Annotated in this window: 29 protein-coding genes and 1 pseudogene; 1 reads left to right on the forward strand and 29 read right to left on the reverse strand. The window is 42.2% G+C overall.

Translation table 11 applies throughout. From position 1 onward, the window contains the following. Positions 1-35 precede the first annotated feature (35 nt). The 4 genes from BM377_RS09950 to mtaB all read right to left on the reverse strand — a co-directional run bounded on the left by BM377_RS09950 (position 36) and on the right by mtaB (position 2,463). Positions 36-299 (reverse strand): DUF1292 domain-containing protein, encoded by a 264-nt coding sequence (locus tag BM377_RS09950; RefSeq protein WP_092247485.1) that lies wholly within the window; start codon positions 297-299, stop codon positions 36-38. Between the two features lie 12 nt (positions 300-311). Further along, the gene (ruvX, locus tag BM377_RS09955) at positions 312-734 is read right to left on the reverse strand and encodes a Holliday junction resolvase RuvX (RefSeq protein ID WP_092247487.1); all 423 of its coding nucleotides are present in this window, start codon (positions 732-734) and stop codon (positions 312-314) included. Positions 735-743: 9 nt separating this feature from the next. After that, on the reverse strand, positions 744-1,019 hold the full coding sequence (locus tag BM377_RS09960) for an IreB family regulatory phosphoprotein (RefSeq protein WP_092247489.1): 276 nt from the start codon (positions 1,017-1,019) through the stop codon (positions 744-746). Positions 1,020-1,110: 91 nt separating this feature from the next. Next, a complete protein-coding gene (gene mtaB, locus BM377_RS09965) occupies positions 1,111-2,463 on the reverse strand; it encodes a tRNA (N(6)-L-threonylcarbamoyladenosine(37)-C(2))-methylthiotransferase MtaB (protein WP_092247491.1) in 1,353 nt (450 codons plus the stop codon). A 55-nt stretch (positions 2,464-2,518) separates the two neighbouring features. Between mtaB and BM377_RS09970 the strand changes: the two genes are divergently transcribed. Next, positions 2,519-2,749: an HPr family phosphocarrier protein gene (locus BM377_RS09970; protein WP_026650798.1), complete on the forward strand. Its 231-nt coding sequence runs from the start codon at positions 2,519-2,521 to the stop codon at positions 2,747-2,749. Between the two features lie 181 nt (positions 2,750-2,930). Here BM377_RS09970 and thiI read toward each other — a convergent pair whose 3' ends face one another. The 25 genes and pseudogenes from thiI to BM377_RS10095 all read right to left on the reverse strand — a co-directional run. Beyond that, positions 2,931-4,133, reverse strand: a complete 1,203-nt coding sequence (gene thiI / locus BM377_RS09975) for a tRNA uracil 4-sulfurtransferase ThiI (protein WP_092247493.1) — start codon at positions 4,131-4,133, stop codon at positions 2,931-2,933. A gap of 15 nt (positions 4,134-4,148) precedes the next feature. After that, positions 4,149-5,306, reverse strand: a complete 1,158-nt coding sequence (locus BM377_RS09980) for a cysteine desulfurase family protein (protein WP_092247495.1) — start codon at positions 5,304-5,306, stop codon at positions 4,149-4,151. A 3-nt stretch (positions 5,307-5,309) separates the two neighbouring features. Beyond that, positions 5,310-6,062 (reverse strand): RsmE family RNA methyltransferase, encoded by a 753-nt coding sequence (locus BM377_RS09985; RefSeq protein ID WP_092247498.1) that lies wholly within the window; start codon positions 6,060-6,062, stop codon positions 5,310-5,312. Next, positions 6,062-7,099 (reverse strand): 50S ribosomal protein L11 methyltransferase, encoded by a 1,038-nt coding sequence (gene prmA / locus BM377_RS09990; RefSeq protein WP_092247501.1) that lies wholly within the window; start codon positions 7,097-7,099, stop codon positions 6,062-6,064. The genes BM377_RS09985 and prmA overlap by 1 nt, the downstream gene beginning before the upstream one ends. Positions 7,100-7,260: 161 nt before the next feature. Continuing rightward, positions 7,261-8,448 carry a molecular chaperone DnaJ gene (dnaJ, locus tag BM377_RS09995; RefSeq protein WP_092247504.1) on the reverse strand — a complete coding sequence of 396 codons (1,188 nt, stop codon included), beginning with the start codon at positions 8,446-8,448 and terminating at the stop codon, positions 7,261-7,263. Between the two features lie 15 nt (positions 8,449-8,463). Next, positions 8,464-10,344, reverse strand: coding sequence for a molecular chaperone DnaK (gene dnaK, locus BM377_RS10000; RefSeq protein WP_092247507.1), 1,881 nt, complete (start codon positions 10,342-10,344; stop codon positions 8,464-8,466). Positions 10,345-10,383: 39 nt separating this feature from the next. Continuing rightward, positions 10,384-11,061, reverse strand: a complete 678-nt coding sequence (grpE, locus tag BM377_RS10005; protein WP_242948145.1) for a nucleotide exchange factor GrpE — start codon at positions 11,059-11,061, stop codon at positions 10,384-10,386. A 42-nt stretch (positions 11,062-11,103) separates the two neighbouring features. Then, positions 11,104-12,159 carry a heat-inducible transcriptional repressor HrcA gene (gene hrcA, locus BM377_RS10010; protein ID WP_092247510.1) on the reverse strand — a complete coding sequence of 352 codons (1,056 nt, stop codon included), beginning with the start codon at positions 12,157-12,159 and terminating at the stop codon, positions 11,104-11,106. 176 nt (positions 12,160-12,335) lie between these two features. Further along, positions 12,336-13,124, reverse strand: a complete 789-nt coding sequence (locus BM377_RS10015) for a metallophosphoesterase family protein (protein WP_092247513.1) — start codon at positions 13,122-13,124, stop codon at positions 12,336-12,338. A 158-nt stretch (positions 13,125-13,282) separates the two neighbouring features. Next, the gene (locus BM377_RS10020) at positions 13,283-13,702 is read right to left on the reverse strand and encodes a hypothetical protein (RefSeq protein WP_207646911.1); all 420 of its coding nucleotides are present in this window, start codon (positions 13,700-13,702) and stop codon (positions 13,283-13,285) included. Positions 13,703-13,711: 9 nt separating this feature from the next. Next, a complete protein-coding gene (locus tag BM377_RS10025) occupies positions 13,712-13,960 on the reverse strand; it encodes a contact-dependent growth inhibition system immunity protein (RefSeq protein ID WP_092247515.1) in 249 nt (82 codons plus the stop codon). Beyond that, the gene (locus tag BM377_RS10030; protein ID WP_092247518.1) at positions 13,950-14,270 is read right to left on the reverse strand and encodes a hypothetical protein; all 321 of its coding nucleotides are present in this window, start codon (positions 14,268-14,270) and stop codon (positions 13,950-13,952) included. Before BM377_RS10030 ends, BM377_RS10025 begins: the two co-directional genes overlap by 11 nt. Positions 14,271-14,292: 22 nt before the next feature. Continuing rightward, positions 14,293-14,691: a hypothetical protein gene (locus BM377_RS10035; protein ID WP_092247521.1), complete on the reverse strand. Its 399-nt coding sequence runs from the start codon at positions 14,689-14,691 to the stop codon at positions 14,293-14,295. Between the two features lie 12 nt (positions 14,692-14,703). Beyond that, entirely contained in the window at positions 14,704-15,339 is a 636-nt protein-coding gene (locus BM377_RS16420) for a hypothetical protein (RefSeq protein ID WP_207646912.1), read from the reverse strand. Positions 15,340-15,346: 7 nt separating this feature from the next. Beyond that, positions 15,347-15,751 (reverse strand): ion transporter, encoded by a 405-nt coding sequence (locus tag BM377_RS10045; RefSeq protein ID WP_092247524.1) that lies wholly within the window; start codon positions 15,749-15,751, stop codon positions 15,347-15,349. A gap of 30 nt (positions 15,752-15,781) precedes the next feature. Further along, on the reverse strand, positions 15,782-16,327 hold the full coding sequence (locus BM377_RS10050; RefSeq protein ID WP_092247527.1) for a prolyl-tRNA synthetase associated domain-containing protein: 546 nt from the start codon (positions 16,325-16,327) through the stop codon (positions 15,782-15,784). Positions 16,328-16,569: 242 nt separating this feature from the next. Continuing rightward, the gene (locus BM377_RS16340) at positions 16,570-17,283 is read right to left on the reverse strand and encodes a DUF6465 family protein (RefSeq protein WP_177223851.1); all 714 of its coding nucleotides are present in this window, start codon (positions 17,281-17,283) and stop codon (positions 16,570-16,572) included. A 181-nt stretch (positions 17,284-17,464) separates the two neighbouring features. Beyond that, complete coding sequence (locus BM377_RS10060) at positions 17,465-18,121, reverse strand: phosphatase PAP2 family protein (RefSeq protein WP_092247530.1); 657 nt, start codon at positions 18,119-18,121, stop codon at positions 17,465-17,467. 21 nt (positions 18,122-18,142) lie between these two features. Continuing rightward, positions 18,143-19,333 carry a pyridoxal phosphate-dependent aminotransferase gene (locus BM377_RS10065; RefSeq protein WP_092247533.1) on the reverse strand — a complete coding sequence of 397 codons (1,191 nt, stop codon included), beginning with the start codon at positions 19,331-19,333 and terminating at the stop codon, positions 18,143-18,145. A 108-nt stretch (positions 19,334-19,441) separates the two neighbouring features. Beyond that, complete coding sequence (gene mfd / locus BM377_RS10070; RefSeq protein ID WP_092247536.1) at positions 19,442-22,999, reverse strand: transcription-repair coupling factor; 3,558 nt, start codon at positions 22,997-22,999, stop codon at positions 19,442-19,444. After that, positions 22,999-23,622, reverse strand: a complete 624-nt coding sequence (pth, locus tag BM377_RS10075; protein WP_330392974.1) for an aminoacyl-tRNA hydrolase — start codon at positions 23,620-23,622, stop codon at positions 22,999-23,001. Before pth ends, mfd begins: the two co-directional genes overlap by 1 nt. A gap of 113 nt (positions 23,623-23,735) precedes the next feature. Continuing rightward, positions 23,736-24,020 carry a septation regulator SpoVG gene (gene spoVG, locus BM377_RS10080; RefSeq protein ID WP_092247539.1) on the reverse strand — a complete coding sequence of 95 codons (285 nt, stop codon included), beginning with the start codon at positions 24,018-24,020 and terminating at the stop codon, positions 23,736-23,738. A gap of 36 nt (positions 24,021-24,056) precedes the next feature. After that, entirely contained in the window at positions 24,057-25,175 is a 1,119-nt protein-coding gene (gene glgD, locus BM377_RS10085) for a glucose-1-phosphate adenylyltransferase subunit GlgD (protein ID WP_092247542.1), read from the reverse strand. 1 nt (position 25,176) lies between these two features. Further along, positions 25,177-26,445: a glucose-1-phosphate adenylyltransferase gene (locus BM377_RS10090; RefSeq protein WP_092247548.1), complete on the reverse strand. Its 1,269-nt coding sequence runs from the start codon at positions 26,443-26,445 to the stop codon at positions 25,177-25,179. A 106-nt stretch (positions 26,446-26,551) separates the two neighbouring features. Next, positions 26,552-26,861 (reverse strand): annotated as a pseudogene (locus BM377_RS10095) (transposase); the annotation flags it as partial.

The following is a 26,861-nucleotide window of genomic DNA, read 5'->3' on the forward strand; positions in this document are numbered from 1 at the left end:
AAAAGACGCAGAACCCAATAATAACCAGTTACCCGTTAAATATCGAGATCTATGTCGTCTTCTGAAAGCAGCTTGCGAAAAACGCCTGCGACCGCATCAAGTTCTTTTTCGTCATCTACGATCACATAAACCGCTTCTTCATCTTTAATATCGGAGTCATCGCGCAAAATGAGCGCTTCTCCGTCACCATCCTCTTCATCTGTTACAAGCAAATATGTTTTTGCACCAATAACTGTCTGTTCAAGGCAATAGAACTCAACAGGTTCTTCGCCGTCGGGACTAAAAATAATCTTTTCCAAATCGGTTTTCTCTCAATCTTTTCTGTTGTTCAGATAATCCTGAAGTATTATCTGAGCTGCGATCATATCTACGTATTCTTTTCTCTCGCGACCTCGTATTCCGAGTTCGTCCATTATCTCATCCGCCTCTACCGTGGTAAGGCGCTCATCCCACATTATTACGGGGATGTTTGTTCTTCTCTCAATCTTGTCCTTGAATTCAAGGCATAACTCTGATCGCACAGAAGGTGTGGTATCCATGTTAACAGGGAGTCCCAGAACTATCTTCTCGACTCCGTATTCCACAATAAGCTCCTCTATACGTGCCAGTGTTTTTCTAAGTTTATTCTCTTCTTTTCTACGGATTATCTCTTTACCTTGAGCGGTAAGAAGAAGCGCATCGCTGATGGCTACTCCGACCGTCTTGGAACCGTAATCAAGCCCCATTATCCGCATATTATCGTATTACTTTCTAGCCCAATCGTTGCTCTTGATGTACTCTGCAAGCATCTCTTCCACGAGTTCATCTCTCTCAACCTTCATAATAAGGCTTCTTGCACCCTTGTGGCTTGTGATATAAGTGGGATCTCCCGACATGATATATCCGACGATCTGGTTGACCGGATTGTATCCTTTCTCAAGAAGAGCATCGTATACCACAGAAAGAACCTTCTTAACACCTGTCTCGGGTTCAATCTCAACTTTAAAAAATTGGGTGTTTCCTAAATCCTGCTCTGCCATAGTATTCTCCATTCATATATTATTGAAGCGGACTTCTCTCTCCGCTTGGAATCTGTAAAAAACGGTACACAATTATTATGACATAAGAAAATCAAATAAGCAACGTATCGGAGCTTAAGAAAGCTCTGGGTATAACAGTGGCAATCTCTCCTGAGCCCGCATTTTCAGGGGCTTCGTCGGGCATAGGTGCTGCAATTCTGACATATCTGTCAGTATGCCCTATCATGTATCTCTTACCGCTTATTCTTTCCTCATCTTCCCATAGAACCGAAAGTTCTTTACCAATGAAGAGTTCACGATAACACTCAGACTGCTTCTTTGTCAAATCAAGAAGCACATCGCTTCTGGCACTCTTTTCCTTGTCGGTGAGCTGATCCTTCATTCCTGCCGCAACAGTTCCTTTTCTCGGAGAATACTTGAACACATGCATCTCGTAGAAATCGATCTCCTCGGAAAATTTTCTGCATTCTTCAAACTCTTCCTCGGTCTCTCCCGGGAATCCCACGATAATATCTGTCGTGATCGCAGGCTTATCGAAATACTCACGAAGAAGATCTACACCTTTTCTGAAATCGTCGGCTGTATAATGCCTGTTCATCCTCGCAAGCACACTGTCACATCCACTCTGAAGGGAAAGATGGAAATGGGGACAGAGTTTCTTTACAGCTGCAAGTCTCTTGACGTTTTCTTCGGTCATTATCCTGGGTTCAAGAGAGCTTATTCTGATCCTGTCTATTCCTTCAATATCACCTATCTTCTCGATAAGCGGAATAAGGAGTTGTTCTCCGTTTTCCATCCCGTATGAGCTTATATGAATTCCCGTAAGGACAACTTCTCTACATCCTTTATTCGCAAGACCTTTTATCTCATCAAGGATATCCTTCATATCTCTGCTGCGCACTCTTCCTCTGGCATAAGGAATAACGCAATAAGTACAGAACTGATTGCAGCCGTCCTGAATCTTGATATAGGCTCTCGTATGCTCTGGAAGCTCAGAAAGCGTCATGTTCTCGTACTCATTCGTGTGATTTATGTCTATTATAGACGTTCCGTGAAGAGTCTTATCATCTTCCACGCTTCTGATGTCTATAAATTCATCGAGTATCTCAACAATCTCGGATTTCTTGTTGTTTCCGACAGCAAGGTCAATGCTCTCATCCTTGAGCACACCCTCTTTTCCCGTCTCAACATAGCATCCGACCGCAACCACTATCGCATCCGGGTTCTCTTTCTTTGCTTTATGGAGCATCTGTCTGGATTTTCTGTCCGCGATATTGGTAACCGTACAGGTATTTATGATATAGACATCGGCCTTATCGGAAAAAGGCACGATAATTCCGCCCGCTTCCTTGATTTTCTGTCCCATGACATCCATCTCGTAATTATTAACTTTACAACCCAGATTGTGCATGGCAATCTTTAGTCCTGCGACGTTTTTTGGCATTGACTTTTACACTTTCTACGTATACTATGAAATAAAAGAAGGAGGTATTTGCGCAATGAAGACCGTAAAAATTTCTTTAAATTCAATCGATAAGGTAAAATCTTTCGTAAATGACATCACAAAGTTTGATTATGACTTTGATCTTGTTTCAGGAAGATATGTTATCGACGCTAAGTCTATCATGGGTATTTTTTCACTCGATCTTTCTAAGCCTATCGATCTGAATATCCACGCTGAAGACGGCGCAGATGAGGTTCTTAATGTATTAAAGCCTTACATGATCTAATCTTTTTTGGATTAGATCCATAAAAAAGACATTTCAGACCATCCAATCTTGGATGGTCTTTTTATTTGAGCAGAGCACTTAGCGAGGTCTTTTCGAGCTTAGTGCGAGCCATGGGGATGCACTTAATGAGGTCCTTCCGAATTTAGTGCATATCCCAGAGCAGAGCACTTATCACGCCCCTCTATTTTTCTATAACTATTACCTCATCAGTCTCAATAGCTGTCTTTACCAGCTCATCAATCTTCTCTGCGAGATTTTCCTCATGTTTTCTGATAATCTCAGCGCGAGGTTTGGTCACGGGATGCTTAGCAACAAAGATCGTGCAGCAATCCTCGTAAGGAAGAATGGAAGTCTCATAAGCATCAATCTTATAAGAAATATCAACAATATCCTGCTTATCAAATGCGATAAGAGGTCTGTAAACAGGGATATCCGTTACTACTTCACCCGTGCACATAAGGCTCTGCATTGTCTGAGAAGCGACCTGTCCGATACTCTCACCTGTCACAAGTCCCATACATCCTGTCTGTCCTGCGATGATATCAGCGATCCTCATCATATATCTTCTCATGATGATGGTAAGCTCATCGTGCGGACACTGCTTGTAGATATACATCTGAATATCCGTAAAGTTAATTACGTGGAGTCTGACCTTGCCCGTGTACTTGGCGATAACTCCCGCAAGATCGATAACCTTCTGCTTAGCTTTCTCACTTGTATAAGGAGGAGCATTGAAATAAACAGCCTCGATATCAACACCTCTTTTAGCGATCATGTATCCGGCAACCGGTGAATCGATTCCGCCTGACAAAAGAAGCATCGCTTTTCCTGCGGTTCCTATCGGCATTCCGCCGGGTCCCGGAATTACTTCGGAGAAAATGTTGAGTTTTTCTCTGATCTCTACATTTATGAGAATGTCGGGATTATGTACATCAACCGTCATCTCATCATATGCATCAAGGATCTCTCCTCCGAGATGAGCCGCAAGCTCCATGGAATCCATGGGGAAGCTTTTATCAACACGTCTTACTTTAACCTTAAATGTCTTTTTCTTATCGGGATAAACTCCGTCAACGAAATCAACAACAGCCTTGGAAATGCCTGCAACATCGGGAAGATTACCGTCTCCGTTTCTCTCTATTGATACTGCGGGACAGATTCCCGTAACACCGAAGACAGTCTTGAGCTGATCCACAGTCTCGTTAAAATCAAAATTCTTGGCGTCAACATACATTCTTCCGTTAACTCTGGTTACGTTAAACTCACCGTCGCACTTGGAAAGAACACGCTCTATCTGCTTAACGAGCGCCTCCTCGAAAATGTATCTGTTTTTTCCTTTTACACCTATCTCCGCATACTTAATTACAAAAGCATGGTACTGCATATATGATCCTCTTTCTTAATGGCGATAGAATTCTCTCATGGTCTCTACCTGTGAGCAGAGTGTATCCAGCAAAAGATCTATCTCTTCCTTTGTTGTCATAACCGACATACTGATACGAATCGTTGATTCAAGAAGCTCTCTCGGAACTCCGATGGCTTTGAGCGTATCGGATACATGAGGGTTGTTGGACGTGCATGCCGATCCCGCTGAAACATAAATACCCTTTCCGCTCAGCATGTTAAGAACCGTCTCCGCAGCAAGTCCTTTGATGGAAAGACTGACTATATGCGGCGCTCCCTCATCGCATTTTGGTCCGTTTATCTTGATATCCGTAAGCCTCTCTTCGAGATTGTCTATCAGATATTTCTTAAGTTCATAAAGCTTTTCGCTGTGCTGCGAAAGTCCGTCGCAACACATCTTGGCGGCAAGCGCAAGTCCTGCGATACCGGGCACATTCTCGGTTCCGGATCTCATTCCCTTCTGCTGCCCTCCGCCATAATTTATAGGAACTATCTTTGTTCCTTTTTTTACATATAAAAATCCGATTCCCTTAGGTCCGTGAATCTTATGTCCGCTGACAGACAAAAGATCTATATTAAGCGCCCTCGGACGGATCAAAACCTTTCCGTAAGCCTGCACCGCATCTACATGAAAAACTATGTCTTTATTAGCAGCCTTTATGATATTTCCGGCTTCCTCGACAGGCTCAATCGTTCCGATCTCATTGTTTACAAACATCAGTGAGACAAGAATGGTCTCGGGTCTGATGGCTTCTTTTAACTCATTAAGATCGATCCTTCCGGTCTCATCGACAGAAAGGTATGTGATATCAAAGCCCTCTTTCTGAAGATATTCCATTGTTACAAGAACAGCGGGATGCTCGATAGAGCTTGTTATGATGTGATTGCCGCGCCACTTATTGGCTCTTGCTGCACCTATTATCGCAAAATTATCGGACTCCGTTCCGCCCGATGTAAATACTATCTCACCCTGATCGACCTTAAGCGTTGATGCGATTGTTTCTCTTGCATCAGCTACTCTCTCTGCGGCAACGGCGCCCAAATGATGAACGCTTGATGGATTACCGTATTCTACAGTCATCTCCTTGGCAACAAGCAAAGCAACCTCATCAAAAGCTCTGGTCGTCGCCGAATTATCCAAATATGCTTCCATTTTTTATCCTTCTAAATGATACATTAGCCATGAAATAGCAGTAAATCCTGCTGTTTCGGTTCTGAGAATCCTCTTCCCGAGCGTTATGGGAAGTATGCCGTTTTCTTTGCAAAGTGCAACCTCCTCTTCGGAAAAGCCTCCTTCGGGTCCGATAAACACACCTATACTCTGTCCCGGCTCTATGGATTCTATGATCTTTTTGGTCTCATCTATATGCTCGGCAAGCTCATAAGGAATGAGCTTTACATCAAGTTCTTTTGCATATGCGACAGCCTGTTTTATCGTCATAGGCATTGTCACCTTGGGGATTACCGCTCTCTTACTTTGCTTGGCTGCAGCCTCCGATATCGCATTCCAGCGCTTTATCTTGTTCTCCGCTTTCTTTTCGTCAAGCTTAACGACACATCTTTTGGTAGACATGGGTATTATCTCAAATGCGCCAAGCTCTACGGCTTTCTGAATAATAAGTTCCATCTTGTCCACTTTGGGAAGTCCTTGGAAAAGATATATCTTGGACGGAAGTTCGTTCCCTACTTCCTCTACAAAACAAAGATTCCCTATAACGGATGATCCCGTTATCTCTTCTATCTCGTAAAAGAGTTCTCGTCCGTCGCCCTCTTCTCTGATGCTTACGGAAAACTGCTCTCCGACCTTCATTCTAAGGACATTAGCTATGTGATTGTAATCGTCTCCCGTTATCTCAACTTTTTTGAGATCGGCGGAAATAGCAGAACTATCAACAAAAAAATGATACATCAATTTTTCCTCGAAGTAATTGAAACCCAATCTCCCTGGTGATGAATCTCCAAAATCTCAAGACCAGCATCCAGATGCGCCTTTTTAACCTCTTCTTCTTTGGTATTGATGATACCCGATGTGATATAGATACCGCCCTTTTTAAGCTGGTTCAGGATCACGGGTGTAAGGGGCACAAGAACGTTGGCAAGAATGTTTGCAACAACTATGTCGTACTTGTCGTAACCGACCTTATCCTGCACTTCTTTATCATCAATAATATTTCCGATGAGCATATCAAACTTATCGGGAGCAATCCCGTTGTTCTCCATGTTCTCTTTAACAGCGGGAACTGCGCACTTATCAAGATCCGTTCCCATAGCATGCTTGGCACCGAACATAAGCGCAAGGATAGATAAAACTCCGCTTCCGGTTCCCACATCTAGGAGCTCGGTATCAGGCGTCACATACTTTTTTAGCATGCGGATGCAGAGCTGCGTTGTCTCATGCATACCTGTTCCGAAAGCCGTTCCCGGATCAATATGAAGGACCATCTCTGCCTTCTCTTTATCGGTATCAGTCTCTTTTTCCCATGAAGGAATAACGAGAATGTCATCTATATAAAACTTATGGAAATACTGCTTCCAGTTATTTATCCAATCTATATCCTCTGTCACATCAACAGATATAGTGCCGTCTCCGATATCGGAAAAGCTTCTCAGTTCATCAAGCTTTTCTTTCATCTCTGACTGCACTTCTTCGGGAGTCTTCTTTATCTTAACGTACTCTCCGTTGTCATCCGGAAGCTCTATGGTAAGCATATTGTCATCATCAATCTCCAAAAAGAAATTGAGATATGCCGCGCCGCCTGTAAGCTCAGTATTGATCTTGTCAGGCTCAAGTTCGGGAGCATCAATAAACATCTGCTCCTTATCCGCTGTCGAAAGCGGAGCATTATCTTCAATCTGAGCGCCCTCAAGACCGATGTCCTGAAGGTAACTTACTATTATATCTTCCGATTCTTCATTGGTACGAACTCTAAAACGCATCCATTTCATGATAATCACCTATTTCAATGAGGTTCCGCTCTCGCATCCGCTCGCCGGAACTAAGTAGTACACCACGACTCGATAATACCGAGTCTGGTGATTACTTAAAAAACTTCCGTAGTTATTATTCTAACTACGGAAGTATAACACAAATCGTTTTTTATGCAAAATCACTTCCAGAAAGATTTCTTTTTCTTTCCGCCGTTACTTCCGGGGCCGTCGTCATCGGAATCTTTTGATCCCATCATACGCTCGGCGGCTGTAAGTGAATCACCTGTCTTCTCATCAAACTTCTTAAGCAGTTCTTTTGCTTCCTTGGAAAGCTTATCGGGAACCTGAACCACAAGTGTTACATAGTGGTCGCCTCTCGCATCCTTATCACGAAGTGAAGGAACGCCCTTTCCGCGAAGTCTTACTCTTGTGTCTGTCTGAGTTCCGGCCTTTACATCATATGCAACCTTACCGTCAACGGTATCGATAAGAACCGTTCCGCCAAGTGCAGCAATAGCAAATGAAACGGGAACCATTGAATAGATGTTGATACCCTCTCTCTGGAAAATAGGATGATCGGATACAACAACTTCTACAAGAAGATCTCCTCTGGGTCCGCCGTTAATTCCCGGCTCACCCTTATCGCGGATCCTAACGCTCTGTCCGTTATCGATTCCCGCGGGAATGCTGACCTTGATCTTCTTTCTGCTTGCGATATAACCGGATCCGTGGCAATCAGGACACTTCTCTTTGATGATCTTACCTGTTCCTCCGCAATCGGGGCAGGTCTGAACATTTCTTACGGTACCAAAGAAAGACTGCTGTGTATATACAATCTGTCCCTTACCGCCGCATCGTGTACAGGTTGAAGCGGTAGTTCCGGGCTTAGCCCCTGTGCCGTGACAATTAGGGCAAGGATCCTTAATGGTAAGCTCAAGCTCCTTTTCACAGCCAAATACAGCCTCAAGAAATGTGATCCTGACGCTGGCTCTGATGTTGGCTCCCTTAGAGGGGCCGCTTCTTGCTCCGCCACGTGACCTTCCGCCACCGAAGAAATCACCGAAGATATCGCCGAAGATATCACCGAAATCGGCACCGTTAAAGTCAAAGCCTCCGAATCCACCGGCTCCGCCACCTTCAAATGCCGCATGTCCGAACTGATCGTACTGGCGCTTTTTCTCGGGATCGCTAAGAACCGCATAAGCCTCAGAAGCCTCTTTGAACTTCTCGGCTGCAGATGCATCACCCGGATTCATATCCGGATGATACTTCTTGGCAAGCACTCTGTATGCTTTTTTTATCTCGTCGTCCGAGGCGCTTCTGCTAACGCCAAGCACCTCGTAGTAGTCACGCTTCTGTTCTGACATAATACTCCTCAATCATCAAACTTCTCTGTAATCGCCGTCTACAACATTGTCGTTGTTATCAGCTGCGTTTGAAGCTCCGCCCATGTCAGGACCTGCGCTCTGTGCACCCATATCAGGGCCTGCACCGGCTGCCTGTGCATTCTCATACATCTTAGCAAAAAGTGCCTGAGCGTCATTCATGAGCTTTTCTTTCTGGCTCTTGAGTGAGTCGATCTCACTGTCTGAAAGCTCTTTATCCTTAGTCTGCTCAAGTGTCTCCTTAAGAGCCTTGATGTCATCTTCTACAGTCTGCTTCTGAGAAGCGTCGATCTTGTCGCCTGCTTCCTGAAGAGCCTTTTCTGTCTGGAATACGAATGCATCAGCATCGTTGCGGGCATCAATACCCTCTTTACGCTTCTTATCCTGAGCCTCATACTCCTGAGCCTCTTTTACAGCCTTATCGATATCCTCATCAGACATGTTGGAACCTGCTGTGATAGTGATGTGCTGCTCCTTACCTGTTCCGAGGTCCTTAGCTGATACGTTAACGATACCGTTTGCATCGATATCGAATGTAACTTCGATCTGAGGAACACCTCTCATTGCCGGAGGGATTCCGTCAAGTCTGAACTGTCCGAGTGACTTATTGTCTTTAGCGAACTGTCTCTCACCCTGAAGAACGTTGATGTCAACGGCTGTCTGATTATCGGCTGCAGTTGAGAATACCTGGCTCTTCTTGGTAGGAATTGTTGTGTTACGCTCGATAAGTCTTGTAGCAACACCACCCATTGTCTCGATTGAAAGTGAAAGAGGTGTTACGTCAAGAAGAAGGATGTCGCCTGCGCCTGCATCTCCTGCGAGCTTACCGCCCTGGATAGAAGCACCGATAGCTACGCACTCATCAGGGTTGAGGTTCTTGGAAGGCTCCTGGCCTGTGAGCTGCTTAACCTTCTCAACAACGCAAGGTACACGAGTTGATCCACCAACAAGGAGAACCTTTCCGATATCTGCGTTTGTAAGACCTGCGTCCTTCATAGCGTTCTGAACAGGGATAGCTGTTCTCTCTACGAGGTCATGAATGAGCTCTTCGAACTTAGCTCTTGTAAGGTCTACGTCAAAGTGCTTAGGGCCGTCAGCACCTGCTGAGATGAAAGGAAGGTTGATGTTGGTTGTTGTTGAAGAAGAAAGTTCCTTCTTAGCCTTCTCTGCAGCTTCCTTAAGTCTCTGCATAGCCATCTTGTCGCCTGAAAGGTCAACGCCTTCTTTATTCTTGAAATCCTGTACCATCCAGTTGATGATAGCCTGGTCGAAATCATCACCACCAAGGTGTGTATCACCGTTTGTTGAAAGAACTTCGATGACACCGTCACCGATCTCGATGATTGATACGTCGAATGTACCACCACCAAGGTCGTATACCATGATCTTCTGCTCTTTCTCGTTATCAAGACCGTAAGCAAGAGCTGCTGCTGTAGGCTCGTTGATGATTCTCTTTACATCGAGACCTGCGATCTTACCTGCGTCCTTTGTTGCCTGACGCTGTGCGTCATTGAAATAAGCGGGAACAGTGATAACCGCTTCTGTTACTGATTCGCCGAGATACTGCTCTGCATCTGCCTTAAGCTTCTGCAGGATCATTGCTGAGATCTGCTGAGGTGAGTACTTCTTGCCGTCGATTGTACGTCCGTTGTCTGTACCCATGTCTCTCTTGATTGAAGAGATTGTGTTGTCTGCATTGGTAACAGCCTGACGCTTAGCGGGCTCACCTACGATTCTCTCTCCGTTCTTTGTAAATGCTACGATTGAAGGTGTTGTTCTTGCTCCCTCTGCGTTAGCGATAACAGTGGGCTTACCACCTTCCATAACTGCAACGCAGCTATTTGTTGTACCTAAGTCGATACCTATGATCTTACTCATTTTTATTTCCTCCGTATACTATCTTTATATTCTGTAGTTTTATTTACTAACACCAACCATGCTGTGTCTTAGCACGGTATCGTGGAACATATATCCCTTTTGAAGTTCCTGTGCAACAACTCCGGAATCATACTCCTCGCTGTCCACCTGCATAACCGCATTGTGAAGGTTTGGATCGAATTCTTTACCCACAGCTTCAATTGGGGTTACTCCAAGATCTTCCATCTGCTTCATGAGCTGCTTGTAGATCTTGTTCATGCCATCCGCAAAGGCTCCGTCTTTTTCCTCTTCGGGAACTGCCAGAAGTCCTCGCTCAAAATTATCTATTACGGGAAGGAGCTTCTCAAGGACACTGCCCTGGCCCTGCTCAAACATCTGAGCCTTTTCCTTGTCCGTTCTCTTCCTGAAGTTATCAAACTCAGCGACCTGTCTCATAAGTCTGTCGTTAAGCTCGTCAACTTTTTCTTTAAGAGGGTCTTTCTTTTCTTTTTTATTAAAAAGACCTTTCTTCTTATCCTCAGAAGCTTCTTCGGCTTCATCGCCTTTTGCTTCCGCCTTGGCCTCTGCAGCTTCTGCTTCAGATGTCTTGGCTACAGTTTCTTCTTTTTCCTGAGCCTCTTTCTCAAGCTCATCCATGATGTTCTCGAGAACTTCTTTTTCTTTATCGCTCACAGGCTTCTTTGCCTTTTCATGAGCCTGCTTTTCTGTATTACTCAACTTATTGCCTCCTGAACAAAATTCTTTTTATTTATCAATGTACTACTTGCCCTTTTTATAAAGATCATCCAGGGCATGTCTCATATTCTTAAGAGTAGAAATAACTTTGTCGTAATCCATTCTCTTGGGTCCGATAATTCCGACCGTTCCACGCATTCCATCTCCAAGCTCATAGGTTGCGGTTACAACACTGCAATCCTTCATGGCTTGTACGGGAGTCTCGCTTCCGATGTAAACCTGAATTCCGGTCTCATCCGTCTCTGCGGAAAGAGTTCCCTCTACGATACTGCCAAGATCCTTGGTATCCTCAAATGTGCTGATGAGTTCACCCGCCTTGGTGCTGTCCGTAAGTTCGGGATATTTGAAAAAGTTCATCGTTCCGCTCGTGTATATCTGAAGATCTTCATCTGCAGTGATTGATTCAGCCGCAGCGTCGATCACGTTTCCGATAATTCCACTGTGAATACCCGCTTCCTGCTTAACTGCGGATATAAGTCCGAGGTTAATGTCCTCAACCGCAAGTCCGTCCAGTCTGGTATTCAAAAGTATGTTGAGTTTGAGCATAGTCGCATCATCAAGAACTTCCTCAACGGGAATAATCTTATTCTTGATGACGTTGCCTTCTATAACAATAGTCGCAAGAAGATGCTCATCATCTACCTTGGAAATCTGTATGAACTTGAGCTTGTTCTTCTTGATCTGAGGCGCTGAGATCATCGTGGCATAATTGGTGTCGATCGCTAAAGTCTTGGCCACTTGCTTAAGGAGATTCTCAAGCTTTTCTTCTTTATCAAGAAGCATCTCCTTCATGTTCTCAACTTCCTTCTCCTTATCCCCAAGCATCTCATCTACATAAACTCTGTAGCCCTGATCCGAAGGAATACGTCCCGCGGAAGTATGTGGCTGAATAATAAGCCCCATCTCCTCGAGATCCGCCATCTCATTTCTGATGGTAGCGGAGCTTAAGTTAAGATCGGTGTATTTGGAGATTGTACGGCTTCCGACAGGGTCGCCCGTCTCCAAATAGTTCTGAACTATTGCTCTAAGTATTTTTCTTTTTCTCTCATCAAGTTCCAAAATGTCCACCTTCCTATGCATTCACCGGTTAAATTCATGGGATGGTTTTTAAAGTGTTAGCACTCACCATGATTGAGTGCTAACATTAAAATATCACTACCTATGGTTGATGTCAACTATCTGTAATAATGAAAAATCTGTAAACTCGTTTTGCATCTGTGTGCATATCGAGTCTACAGATCATTAAATTCAGACTGTTATTTCTTTTCGGATTCATATTCGGCAAAAGACATTGTGAATTCCTTCATGTCATCTAGGCGTAAAAGGATCGCGCCCCTTGAAGCCTTATTATCTTTTCCGCCGCTTGCGCAGCCTCCGTCAATGTCAATTACATTCTCTACGGTAAAAGAAGAAAGTTCGTGCTCTCCTTCGCCATATACAATATCTGCCATGTAACATGCGGGAACATGACCAATGATAAATGTCCACGGCTTGAAGTAAATATAATCTCGAATATCCTTATAAAGATCCGGCCTAAACGGTGAATTCCAAACAATGTAATTCACCTCACGCTCACCTATCTCTTTAAAAGGCACATCGATCATATCCGCCAGAAACGCCGTATGAGTCAAAAGAAATATCTTTTTATTTACTTCCGTCTTTATTGAAAGCGGACAGGAATAAAGCCAGTTCATCAACTGCACGCGCTCTTCTTTTTTGAGACGTTTGTACTTGTTATATGTTTTGTCGCCACCGTTCCATGTAAGCCAGCGCTCCGCTTCCAATCCCCGGTAACTGCTCATTTCGGACTTTGCTACTCCGCTTCGGTCAAGAACTTCAAGCATCATGACCTCATGATTGCCCAAAAGAAAATGCATGTTATCAGAGTTCATTACATGCTGCAAAATTTTTATTCCGTCAGGTCCGCGGTCCACCGCATCACCAAGCATATATAATTCATCAGTATCAGAGAAAGTCACTTTCTTAAGCAGCTTTAAAAACATTTTATATTGTCCGTGTAGGTCTGAAATTACGTATGTCGCCATCGCTCTCTCCTGATTGGAACATTACTATTAACTCCTCTATACTTAAAAGTTCATATCAATCATCTTCATCATCAGACTTGAATAAATTCAATCAAAATATTCATATTGTTCACACATGACAACATAAATTAGGCCAAATGCATAATCCTTGTTTTAATTTACTTGGAAGTATTATTCCAAAAAAAATCACAATCTTCATTGTTTACTTTATCAACTTTTATTTCCTTACATGTTATTTTTCCACTCATTATAGATAAATCAAAAGTTACATCAATAAATCCTTCAAATTTATTTGAATAATCAAGACTTATCTCTTGGCAAAAATATCCAAGTTGTGACTTTCTCATTTCACAAACATATTTAGGATTATGTCTCCACGATTTACTCCAGCCAGCATCAGTTTCATATTGTACTGATGCACACATTAGAAATGAAATTTTCCAGCAGGAATTATCATCATTCTCTAAAAACAAATAAACCTCATCTCCAAAATAATCACATCTGAAATCAAACACTCTGGCATCACAGTAATCTGTTGCTATTATTATTTCTTTTAATTTGTCAATCATATTGTACATGTGAACACATTAAAAAACTTTTTTGGATTTTAATGCTCTTATTACCTGTTTTAATAAATCTCCATCATATATTTCTCCCTCAAAAGGATTACTTATCAATATATCCATTGCTTTGGTCATCGCCATATCTAACAGAACACCTTGCCTAAGCATACGGGAAATATCTAAAATCGAAAGCTCATCAATACTTTTATTTATTAATCCGTTATACCATAATTCTAGCGGTGAAGCATTACTGTGCATTTTTTCATAATCCATCTATATTTATATCCCAAATAAGATTTCTGTTTATATCAAAGATCTGAACAGGTTGATTATCTACTGAAATTTCGATAAGTTTACCAACTTCCATATTTGAATTTCCTATAGCATCAAGAACTTTATCAACCTTGAAAGCACATGCATAAAACTCTTTGTAGTTTGGATCATCTTCATCTAAGCAATTATCTGATTCGTAGATTGTATCAATGGTTCCCTCAATTGTAATCCGATTATTATCATCACCCCAAATTACAATAAGTTTCTCTCCGTTTTTAAAAGAATTTATTTTTTTAATCATATTATCCATTGTAGTATGCCTTATGTATATACTAATTCATCTCCCAAAACTTATTAATTTGTCTGCTTGACACTTGCTCAAAAACAATATCTTTACACGTCAAATACCCTGTAATTATTGATAAATCAAAGTGTACATCATAAAAGCCTTCCGCTTCCGTATTCTCCATTACAGAAATCTCTTGACAATAATAACCAAGCTGTTGTTTATTCATATTTCTTACTAGACTTACTTTTTTTCTCCAACCCCAAGCAGCATCTGTATCATATTGTACATGTGAACACATTAAAAAACTGATTTTCCAACATTTTTCACCATCTATATCGATAAAAATAGTAATCTCATCTCCAAAGAAATCACTCACAAAACCTAATACTTCCTTATCACAATAGTCTGTCTCTATTATCTTTTTATTAATATCAGCTAACATTTTTCCCTCCATTTAATCAGAATATGGAATATGACCGGATGGATCATATTTATCAACAATATTGCCATTAATATCTAAAGAATTTCCATTCTCATCATATATATGCATATGCCTATAAGGAGTTCTCGCAGGCGGTTTAGTTTCTGGCTCATCAATTCTGATTCGCATTTTTCCATTCGAATCTCTTATATGAACACGCCCATTATGTTCTTGATAATCCCAATCCTCAGGCATGTTTTCTTCCAATTCTTGCCTCGTCATATTGCTCAGTTCTTCGCCATCATTATCTTTAAAAGCCTGCTCCTTTTCTTTTTTATCATCTTTTTGTTTATCATCATCGTCATCTCCGCTGTTCCCACCTGTGGCAGCACTGGTCTCTGACTCCGCTTTTTCTTTTCCTTCTACTTCCTGTGCCTCACCTGATGAATTTGCAGCATCCTTTTTAGCCTTATTCTCTTGATGAATCATATAAATGGTTACTGCAAGAATTCCCAGCGCAATTATCTCTCCGATAGGTAATGTCCCATCCGCAAGACTCGCTGCTATCATCTCCGGTAACGCAACAGTAATTGCCTCTTCAACCTCTCCTAATAAGCAACCTGCCTCAACAAAGAATTGTTTTATGCACTGCTCTACGGTTCCAACCATTAAAGGATTAAACACTTCTTGAATATCTGAATGCCTTAAGTACTCTGAACACTCTAAATGTTCTGAAAATACGGAATAATCTAAGCAGTTTAAATCCACTATTGAGCGCTGATATAGTTGGAAGTATCGAAACAAGGTCAATAACTGCCCATGGCGTGAATGGATATTTCACAAACGACAAAGCTGATGAATCCTTCAGTTTATAATCTGCTGTAGAAAGCCTAAGTAAGTAATCAACAATAAAGATAAATGTCGTTACAATATCCGTATAATGGAAAAAGGAATAATGCGTCTTAAATGCAAGGGGAAGTATGCTTATTATTATTGAAACAAGCATAAAAGCATCGTAATATGAACTGGCTCTGTCATTATCTTCCGATATTTCAATGATCTCAAATATCCTTTTCCTCATACAAAATTCCTCCTATGAAAACAATCTTTCTCAATCCTCCCCGATCAGATGCACAATCACAGGTTCATGTCCCACCTCAGGAAGAAACTTATTGAAGATGTCTTCTGTCTTTATCTTAAGACTTGATGTGCACACGCATGGATGACATCCGATGTACTCGCCCTTCTTTACATCTTCATCTATAAGGAGTTGCACGGCATGTTCTTTATCATTCATAAGTCCCATGATGCTGACAGCGCCCGGCTCGATATCAAGAAACTTAAGCATATCATCTGCGTCCGCAAATGATAGTCTTGCAGAATTAATTTGTGACGACAGTTCTTTTGTCTTAAACTTTTTATCCCCGGGCATCATGAGAAGATAATATTTGGTCTTCTGTCTGTTGCAGAGAAAAAGATTTTTGCAGATTATAACTTCAAGAACTTTATCGATCTCATTACATGCTTCCATATTGTCTGCGGGAGCATGATCTGTTCTCTTATAATTTATTCCAAGCTTATCAAGAAAATCATAAGTGCGAACTTCTCTTGAAAGTCTTCCTTCTGTACTCTTTGGTCTTCCGTCAAATAATTCCATCTTGCGATTCCTTTCATGTATGCAAAGTCTGTGTCTTGTAATATTTTATCACTCTTATTACACTTTCGCATAAGCCCTTACGGATCTTACTTATCACCCTCAAATCCCAACAATCCATTTCAAAACAATTTAAGAATCGATTGCCAGTCTTATAAAAAAAATAGCAACCACCCAATCTCTCGGATAGTTGCTATTCACATTCACAAACTCAAATAATATAAACTCATAAAAGATATTGTATATCAGATATCAGCCTTGCCCTGAACCTTATCGTTTACAACATAGTATGCTGCATTCTCTTCAGGCTTAATATAAATGCTGAGCTTCTTGATACCGTTAACATCGCCGGCCATCTCATTCTTATAATTATTCTTTACGCATGCAACGATATCATCGTAAGGGAGATGCTTGTAAGAATACTGAAGCTCGATATTAACCTTCATATTGGTAACGGCCTTCTTAGCTGTAGCCTTCTTTGCAGTTGACTTTTTAGCCGTTGTCTTTTTAGCTGTAGTTTTCTTTGCAGTTGTCTTCTTTGCTGCCGTAGCCTTTGTAGCAGTCTTCTTAGCTGCTGTTGTTTTCTTAGCTGTGGTAGCTTTCTTGGCTGTTGTCTTCTTTGCTGCAGTCTTTGTTGTAGCAGCCTTTTTAGCTGTTGTAGCCTTCTTAGCTGTAGTTGCTTTCTTGGCTGTTGTTTTCTTTGCAGCTGTCTTTGTAGATGTAGTCTTAGAAGCAGCAGCAGTAGTCTTCTTTGCAGTAGACTTTTTAGCCGTTGTCTTTTTTGCTGTAGCTTTCTTTGTTGTCTTCTTTGCTGCAGGTTTCTTTGCAGCGGGCTTCTTTGCTTCAGCCTTTACTTCAGGCTTAGCAGGTGCTGCAGGCTTCACCTCTGCTGTAACTGTAGGTGTCTTGATTGTTGCAACAGGCTTGATAGTAGCTTCGGGTTTATTAATCTCAGCCATTTATTCATCCTCCTCAATAAGAAAAAACATTATGTTTTTTGTAGCTCGTTATAACAATAAAGTAGTTACGTAATATAGTTTACGCTTGTTTTGATACATTGTCAACGTCCGCACATAAGAACAGCGCTGTGTTTCGAGGTCATCACAAAACACAGCGCCGCATTTTTTCTAATTATTTAGTTCAATCTTTTGAAGAAACCCTGTCTGCCACGGAAGCATAAGCTGCCGTAAGTGTAAGAAACATCAGCACTCCGCCTACTATATCGGTGAACCAATGAACACCTGAAAGTAATCTTCCGATCACAGTCATCACGATAATAAAAACAGAAAGATAAGTAATTATTTTTATAAGTTTTTGATTTTCGATTTTCTTTTTAAGATTAATAACTGCAGTACTTAAAATAGTTCCTACAACAAGTACGTGTGTTGATGGAAATGATGTCTCAAGCTCAGTCTCTCCGGGTGAAAGAAAAGGTCTGTAGTTGATCGGTATCTTTGAAAAAGCAACATAAAGAATTGCGATCACAACATAAATTCCGGCAAGCACATAGAGATCTTTATCTACTTTAAGAAGACTCTTTTCCCTGATCAGACTAAGAAGTCCCATCACTGCAAAGTACAATGCAACAAGAACTGCGATGAGCATAAACACATCCGTGATCTTGTCCCACATAACATTAAGTCCTATCGCATCACGTATCACTGTGTTGAAACAAGAAAAGCCTACGCTTGTTCCTTCCGCGCCGACGGGCTTTCTGTCAACGAATGTGATAAGCAATGTATATACAACGGTTATAACAAAAAACACAAAAGGTTTTGTCGTCTTTTTATTATTCATATTTAAACTACCACCTTTAAATTATTTTCCATAAACCTCTGCTACAAATTTACGAAGTCTTTCCATAGCTCTTTCTACTTTTTCGGTATCGATGCAGTAAGCCATTCTGAAATATCCGGGTGCTCCGAATCCGTCTGTCGGAACAAATATAAGATCATAGTCTTTGGCTTTTTTGCAGAATTCGATTGAACTTTCTTCAAGTGCCTTGGGCATGATATAGAAAGTTCCGCCGGGCTTAACCACTTCAAAACCGAGTTCTGTAAGTGTGTTGTAGATAATGTTCATGTTGGTCTCATATACTGAAAGATCAGCTGTCATTCCACACACTTTTGCAACCGCCATCTGAATGATGGAAGGAGGACAGTTGTGTCCGGTTCCTCTTGAAATCTGTCCGCACATAGGAACAATAAATTCTGCTCCTTCGCAAGCAGGATTAACTGCAACATAACCGATTCTCTCTCCTGGAAGTGAAAGTGATTTGGAGAATGAATAGCAGCTAAGAGTGTTGTCGTAGAACTTTGATACGTAAGGAGCATCCGCACCCTTAAACACGATCTCTCTGTAAGGTTCATCGGACATAAGATAAATAACATGTCCGTACTCTTTTGATTTATCAGTAAGGATCTTGGCAAGTTTTGTAAGTGTCTCTGTTGAATATGCAACACCCGAAGGGTTGTTGGGTGTATTTACAAGAACAGCCATTACCCCGGGATTTAACATCTCTTCAAACTTCTCGAAGTTGATCTGGAAGCTTGTTGTATCTGCAGGAACAATGCTGAGTTTGCAGCCTGCTCCCGTAATGTAAGGTCCGTACTCGGGGAAGAAAGGAGCAAATGCGATCACTTCGTCTCCGGGTTTTGTTATCGAACGAACAGCATGCGCGATAGCTCCTGCAGCTCCCGTTGTAGGGAAGATGTGCTCGGGGCCGTAGTTCATTCCGAATCTCTCATTAAGTGATTTTGCTATCTCCGCTTTGTATAAAGGATTACCAAGACTTGGTGTATATCCGTGAAGAGTCATTGTATCCTCTTCCTGAAGAAGTCTTATCATCTCGTCCGTGAATTCCTTGGGAACTTCAACGCTTGGATTTCCGAGACTGAAATCAAAAACGTTCTCGTATCCGATCTCTTTTCCTCTTGCAGTTGCATACTCTGAAAGCTCTCTGATCACGGACTTAGCTCCGAGCATGCTCTTAAAACTTTCATTGATCATTACTTCTAATCTCCTCCGTACTACTTATTATCTTTTGGGCAAAAGAACTTTCGCCTCATCCAATTTCTTTTTTCAAATAAAACATCTGCCTTCCATAATACCACATCTTCAAAGAAGTAGCTCTTCCATCTTCGCCACGATTTTTTCGGCGTCGTCCAAAAGCTGACGCTCTGCCTTATTCGCATTTTTATCCTTCACATACTTATATACAAACACAGGTGTCTTGGCAGTATGGAATACCATCTTTCCTTTGTACGAATCAAGAAACGCAGGTATGTTCTCTGCCTTTATCTTGGCTGTCGGGCTTACGCTGATCTCTATCTTGCCGCCACCGCCCTTGATCTCATAGATAAAAAGAGAATGCGCTTTTGTTCTGAGAAGTGATATGCGCAAAAGATTTATCGCGGTATCCGGAACTTTTCCGAATCTGTCGCTGAGCTCATCCTTCATATCATCACACTCGCCTTGATTTTCAAGACTTGCTATTCGCTTATATATCTCAAGCTTCTGCTCTTCATTCAGGATATAATTATCGGGAATAAATGCACTTACATCCAGATCTATAGATGTATTGAACACTTCCTCTTCGCTATCGCCACCAAGGCTTCTCTTGTGCCTTACTGCTTCCTCAAGCATCTTGCAGTACATATCATATCCAACTGCCTGCATGTGACCACTCTGCTTTTTTCCAAGAAGACTTCCGGCGCCTCTTATCTCAAGATCTCGCATAGCAATCTTAAATCCGCTTCCAAGATCGGTAAACTCTCTGATAGCAGAAAGTCTCTTTTCGGCAACCTCTTTTAGCATCTTATCTCTTTTGTACATGAGAAATGCATAGGCGGTCCTATTGGATCTTCCGACCCTTCCGCGAAGCTGATAAAGCTGAGAAAGTCCCATCTTATCAGAATCATGAATGATCATAGTATTAACGTTTGGAATATCAAGTCCCGTCTCTATGATTGTTGTGGAAACAAGCACATCTATGGTTCCGTCTATAAAGTCATACATGATTCTCTCAAGCTCAGACTCTTTCATCTGTCCGTGAGCAAAAGCAACGTTGGCTTCCGGAACAAGCTTCTGAATCTGCGCAGCGGTATCTGCAATTGTATTTACTCTGTTGTATACATAATAAACCTGCCCGCCTCTTGAAAGCTCTCTTACAATGGCTTCTCTTACAAGTTCATCGTTGTAATCCATGACATAAGTCTGAATGGGCAGTCTGTCGTTTGGAGCCTCCTCCAAAACAGACATCTCTCTGATGCCTACAAGTGACATGTGAAGGGTACGCGGAATAGGCGTTGCCGTAAGTGTGAGAACGTCAACGCTTTCTTTCATGGTCTTGATCTTTTCCTTGTGTGTTACACCAAATCTTTGCTCCTCATCCACAATAAGAAGCCCAAGATCTTTATATGCGACATCCTTTGAAAGAAGTCTGTGGGTTCCGATAACAATATCAACAAGTCCCTTCTTAAGATCTTCAACAGTCTTCTTCTGTTCGGACGCAGTTCTGAATCTGGACATAAGATCCACTCTTACGGGGAAGTTACGCATGCGCTCGGCAAAAGTATTGTAGTGCTGCTGAGCAAGAATGGTAGTCGGTACAAGCACCGCAACCTGCTTTCCATCCTGTACCGCTTTGAACGCAGCGCGGATCGCGATCTCAGTTTTTCCGAATCCGACATCACCGCAGATAAGTCTGTCCATGATAACCGAGGACTCCATATCTCTTTTGGTATCTTCAATAGCAGTAAGCTGATCTTCTGTCTCCTGATAGGGAAAAGAATCTTCGAATTCCTGCTGCCAGACCGTATCCTTACTAAACTCATAGCCTTTGGTCTGCTGCCTCTTTGCATAGAGTTCGACAAGGTCTTGCGCAACTTCTTCTACGGCCGCTTTTACCTTGCTCTTGGTATGTGTCCACTCAAGCGTTCCGAGCTTATTAAGCTTTGGCTTGTGTCCGTTCTCGGAATCTCCGCCGGAAGCATACTTCTGAATTACGCCGAGGCCGGTCGCGAGAATATAGAGATTTCCTCCCCCGCCGTACTCAACCTTTATGTAGTCTCTGACGACGTGGTCAGTCTCAACCTTCTCAATACCTCTGTAGATTCCAAGTCCGTGTTCTTCATGAACAACGTAGTCGCCAATCTTAAGGTCGGCGAAATCGGAAATTTTTTCTCCGGTATATTTGGTTTTTTTCTTTTTTCTCTTTTTAACGTGCTCGGTGAAAATATCACTCTCTGCGATAACCGCGAACTTAATGTCGGGATACTCAAAACCTTTCAGTATCCTTCCGTAGTAAGTCATTATCTCGCCGGGTCGTAAAACTCTTCCGGGATCTTCACTGTAAAAAGAGGTGACGAGATTATCGCGAAGGTCTTCTACGATTCTTTTTGCTCTTGTCCTTGATCCGGACAGAATAAGAACCCTGTATCCGTTCTTTGAATAGTTCTTAAGATCGGACACAAGGGAATCGAAACTGTTATTGTAAGGCGCAACGCTCCTTGCTCTTATATCCCAGCTCTTTTCCGGAGCAAAAGGATTCTGGGCTTTGGGCATTGCAAGTGCCGAAACGAGTACTCTTCTTCCGTTTCCCATTCTGGCGATACAGTTGTCTACGGAATAAAGAATGTCCATCTGACCGGGAAGAACATAACCCTTCTCGGCTCTGTGAGTCATGCTCTCTTTAAATTCAAGTTCCACCGCACTGGCGTGTTCAAAAACTCTCTGCGGCTCATCGATAAAGATACAGCTCTTTCCTTTAGGAAACATCTCCTGCATAGTGACAGTGTCATCGTAAAAATATCTGATGTAGCTCTCAAGATTCACCATTGAATGAAGCTCAAAGAGCTGCTCTCTAAGCTCCTCAGTTAGTTTTTTAAGCTGATGCGCCTCTTTAGTTTTAAACTCACTTCTCAAAGTCTCATAAGCTTTTTCTGTCTCTTCCTCTATTCTCGCCATTCCCTTTTCAAGGCGCTTATCATCAAGAATGATCTCCGATGCCGGATAGATATCTATGGATTCAAGCTTTTCAAGAGATCTCTGAGACAAAATATCAAAGCTTCGTATAGACTGGATCTCATCTCCCCAAAGCTCAATTCTGTATGGGTTGTCTTCCGTAAGATCAAAGACATCGACGATATCTCCTCTTACTGAAAATTCACCGGGTCCCTCGACCTGGTAGTTTCTTACATATCCCATGGAAACGAGTTTCTTAGCGATCTCTTTTTCATCTATGGGTCTGTGCTTATCGATGCTTAATATACTTTCTTTGATCACTTCGGGCTTTATCTGCGGGGACATGAGTGCCGCGAAAGTAGTCACGACTGTAACCGGGCGCCCCTCGAGAAGCCTTCTCATGCAGCGGATTCTCTGTCTTACAACTTCGTTACTGTGAACATCCGCCTGATAAAAGATAAGGTCTTTGGCGGGATAGACTGTGACATTCTTGTCGTAATACTTGTAGTCTTCATAGATCTCTTTTGCCCTAAGATCACTGTAAGTAACGATGATCCTATACTTAAACTCAGCGCCGAGTCCGTCTATAAAATGAAGCTTCTGCGAATCAACACAGCCCGTCACCTCTGCGCAGGCGAAGGGCTTATCGAGATACTCATTTATTTCATCAAATTCTTTAAGTTCCTTAAGAGGACTCGTGATTGCTCTCATTATTTCTTCCCGTTGTATTTGTTCATGGCGCTGTCCACGCCGTTTTCAATTATCTCTTCTATTGCTGCGACAGCTCTTTCTTTTCCTTCCTTAATAAGAACTGCTGCCTCTCCTTCAAAGTGTCCGAGAACCCAGTTTACCATGTCGTACTCCTTGGGTTTCTTGCCGACACCGACTCTGACTCTGCTGAATTCATCATGTCCGAGCTGCGCGATTATGTTCTTAAGTCCGTTATGACCTCCCGCGCTTCCCTTGGGTCTTACTCTAATGTTACCCTCGTCAAGCTCAACGTCATCCGATATAACGATAAGCTCTTCCTTGGTGTCAACCTTGAAGTAATCGCAGATCGGTCTTATCGCCTCTCCGCTGAGATTCATATATGTGATGGGCTTGACCAGAATAACCTTCTGATCGCCGATTCTTCCTTTTCCATAAACCGCCTTAAACTTGGTTTCTGTAAGACCTATATTGTATTTGTCAGACAAGGCGTCTATAACATCAAAGCCGATATTGTGCCTTGTCCCGAAGTATTTCTTTTCGGGATTTCCAAGTCCCGCTATCACTATCATATTGCCTGTTTCCTCTTCTTTATTTCCGAATAGTCTTTTTAACAAACCCAACACTACTACATCTCCTCCAATATTACAAATCCTTATCATATATCATATCATTTTCAACCACATGAAAAAAAGGGGCTGTCTCAACAGCCCCAAAAGATTATATGTCTTGAACAATTTTATAATACAGGCTCTTCCTCGCCCTCTTCGACAGCGGCTTTATCGTAAGCCTCAAGGATCGTATCCTGCAGGACCTTTCTGGTATCCGAATTGATGGGATGAGCTATGTCTCTGTACTCGCCGTCCGTAGACTTCTTGCTCGGCATAGCGATGAACAAGCCCCTCTCGCCTTCTATTACTTTGATGTCATGAACAACGAATTCATTATCAAATGTAACAGATACAACTGCTCTCATTTTGCCCTGCTTGGTAACCTTTCTTACTCTGACGTCTGTAATTTTCATCGTGTAACCCCCTCTTGGTTAATCTGATCTAGAAAACTAGATTACATAGCGTTCATTATTTTCTACCACTATCTTGATGCCGTTATCTTCTTTGTAGTACGAGTTCGCTTGGATCGTACCGTGGCTCTCTACAATGCAATTTTCTATATGCGTGTTGTCGCCGATATAAACATCATTCAAGATGATAGAATTCTTAATATAACAGTTATTGCCTACAAAAGCTCCTTTGAATATCACCGAATCTTCTATGGTTCCGTTTATGATACATCCGCTGGAGATAAGACTGTTCTTAACGTTAACTCCGACATTGTACTTGGCCGGCGGAAGATCTTCTATCTTGGTGTAGATTCCGGGATACTCTCTAAAGAAGTACTCTCTTACTTCAGGTTTTAGGAAATCCATATTGGTCCTAAAATAATCATCAACCGAAGCAATGTTGTTCCAATACTCTTTTATCTTGTATCCGTAGATACGTTTCATATCCTTGTATCTTACAAGGATGTCTCTAACAAAGTCGTATCTTTCTTCTTCCTCAGCTCTTTCTATAAGCTCAATAAGCTGTCTTCTTCGGATAACGTATATACCGCAGGAGATTGTATTTGATCTTGATACAACAGGTTTTTCCTCAAAATCCTCAATCCTGCTCTCTTCGTTCATCCTTATCGTTCCGAATCTCTCGGTGTCAAAAGATGCCGGCATATCCTTACATACAACGGTTATATCTGCCTGCTTCTGGATGTGATATTCCAAAAGCTTACCGAAATCCATCTTGTACACACAGTCACCGGATGTTATTACTACATACGGTTCGTGGCAACTTCTGAGGAAATCAAGGTTCTGAGCTATCGCATCCGCGGTTCCTCTGTACCACAGGTTTCCGGACGCCTTAACTGCCGGTGTGAAAACATACAATCCGCCCTGCTTTCTTCCGAAGTCCCACCACTTTGAAGAACTAAGGTGTGAATTAAGACTTCCCGCATTGTACTGAGTAAATACCGCAACCGTCTGAATATGAGAGTTTGTCATGTTACTCAGAGCAAAATCTATGCTTCTGTAAAAACCTGCAACAGGCATCGCACATACGGCTCTTTTCTTGGAAAGCTCCTGCATTCTACTACTGCTTCCGCCCGCTAAAATAATGCCAATCGCCCTCATGTCAATCACCTGCCTTATCTAGTGTTCTTCCGCTGTCCAAAACACCGTCCGGATAATCTTCCGAAGATGTCTTTCCAAAGATCATGGTGTTCTTTCCGATGGTTACATTGTCGGGAATCTCGGATTTCTCTCCTATTGTGCAGATCCCCTCGCAGTAAATGCCCGGTTTTGTTTCGTTGGGCTTTTCTTCAAATGCACCAATGTGCACGTTGTTTCCTATCTTAACCTTCTCGGCGATTATACCCTTTTCTATGTTGCAGCCTTCCCCGATCTCTGTTTCGTTCATTATGATGGAGTGGCTGACCACAGTGTCTTTTCCTATCTTTACACCCGGACCGATGATCGAGTTATATACTTTACCGTATATCTCACATCCCTCGCCCGCTATACACCTTTCCATAGCGCTGTCGGGTCCCAGATACTGTGGCGGTTGAATGCCGCTTGAAGTATAGATCTTCCAATACTCTTCGTAGAGATTAAACTCGGGAACGATATCTATAAGCTCCATGTTGGCCTGCCAATATGAAGTAAGTGTTCCTACATCCTTCCAGTATCCATCAAATTCATAAGCAAAAAGAGATTGTCCCTTTTCCTTACAGTAAGGAATAATATGCTTACCGAAATCAAGTCCCGGAAGATCTTTATTGTCTATAAGAGCCTTTTTTAATACTTCCCATGAAAAGATATAGATACCCATAGAAGCAAGGTTGCTTCTGGGATGCTCGGGCTTTTCTTCAAAATCAACAATCCTCTTGTTCTCATCAGTGATCATGATTCCGAACCTGCAAGCTTCCTCGATGGGCACAGGCATAACGGCAATGGTAACGTCTGCGTTACTTGCCTTATGAAAATCAAGCATGGTCTCATAATCCATCTTATATATGTGATCTCCGGAGAGAATCAGCACATAATCCGGATCATAGTTTTCCATGTATTCAAGATTCTGGTAAATAGCATTGGCTGTACCGGTATACCACTCACTGTTGGCACTCTTTTCGTAAGGCGGAAGCACAGTTACTCCACCGAAATTACGATCCAGATCCCACGGTATACCTATTCCAATGTGAGAATTAAGTCTGAGCGGACGATATTGTGTAAGGACACCCACAGTGTCCACTCCGGAATTAATACAGTTACTAAGCGGAAAGTCAATTATCCTGTACTTTCCCCCAAAAGATACTGCCGGCTTAGCCATATTGGCTGTCAGCACTCCCAGTCTGCTACCCTGGCCCCCTGCCAGTAGCATGGCGATCATTTCCTTCTTTATCATGTTCCACCTCATGTTGCAATTCAAGTCGTAAGCTCTAGTGTAGTTGAATCACCAAACCAGCTGTCTGTCTTTCATAAGAAAAAAGATACTTTTATATATAAAAGTATCAGACTGTAGACAAAGTGGTCTTGAGAGCATAGCTCTCAAGACCATTTTTCTTCTTAAGCCGGATTTTCATAATAAAAATGGTCAAAACAGCCCTTATCAGGCCATTTCTAACCGCCATTCATTCTTGATTCTTGCAAGCTTTTTTAGATTCATACACGCAAAGGTAAGCGCGACCTTCATTTCCATCCGCGCCTTTCCATACATCTGTGTATATCTAAATCCATGATTCTCTTTGGCTGTCCCAAAGATTCTCTCTATTGTTTCTTTCCTGTGAGAATAGAGATCTTTCATCCCCTCGGTGTATCTTA

Origin of the sequence: Butyrivibrio sp. INlla21, assembly GCF_900116875.1 — a bacterium.
Lineage (GTDB): Bacteria > Bacillota > Clostridia > Lachnospirales > Lachnospiraceae > Butyrivibrio.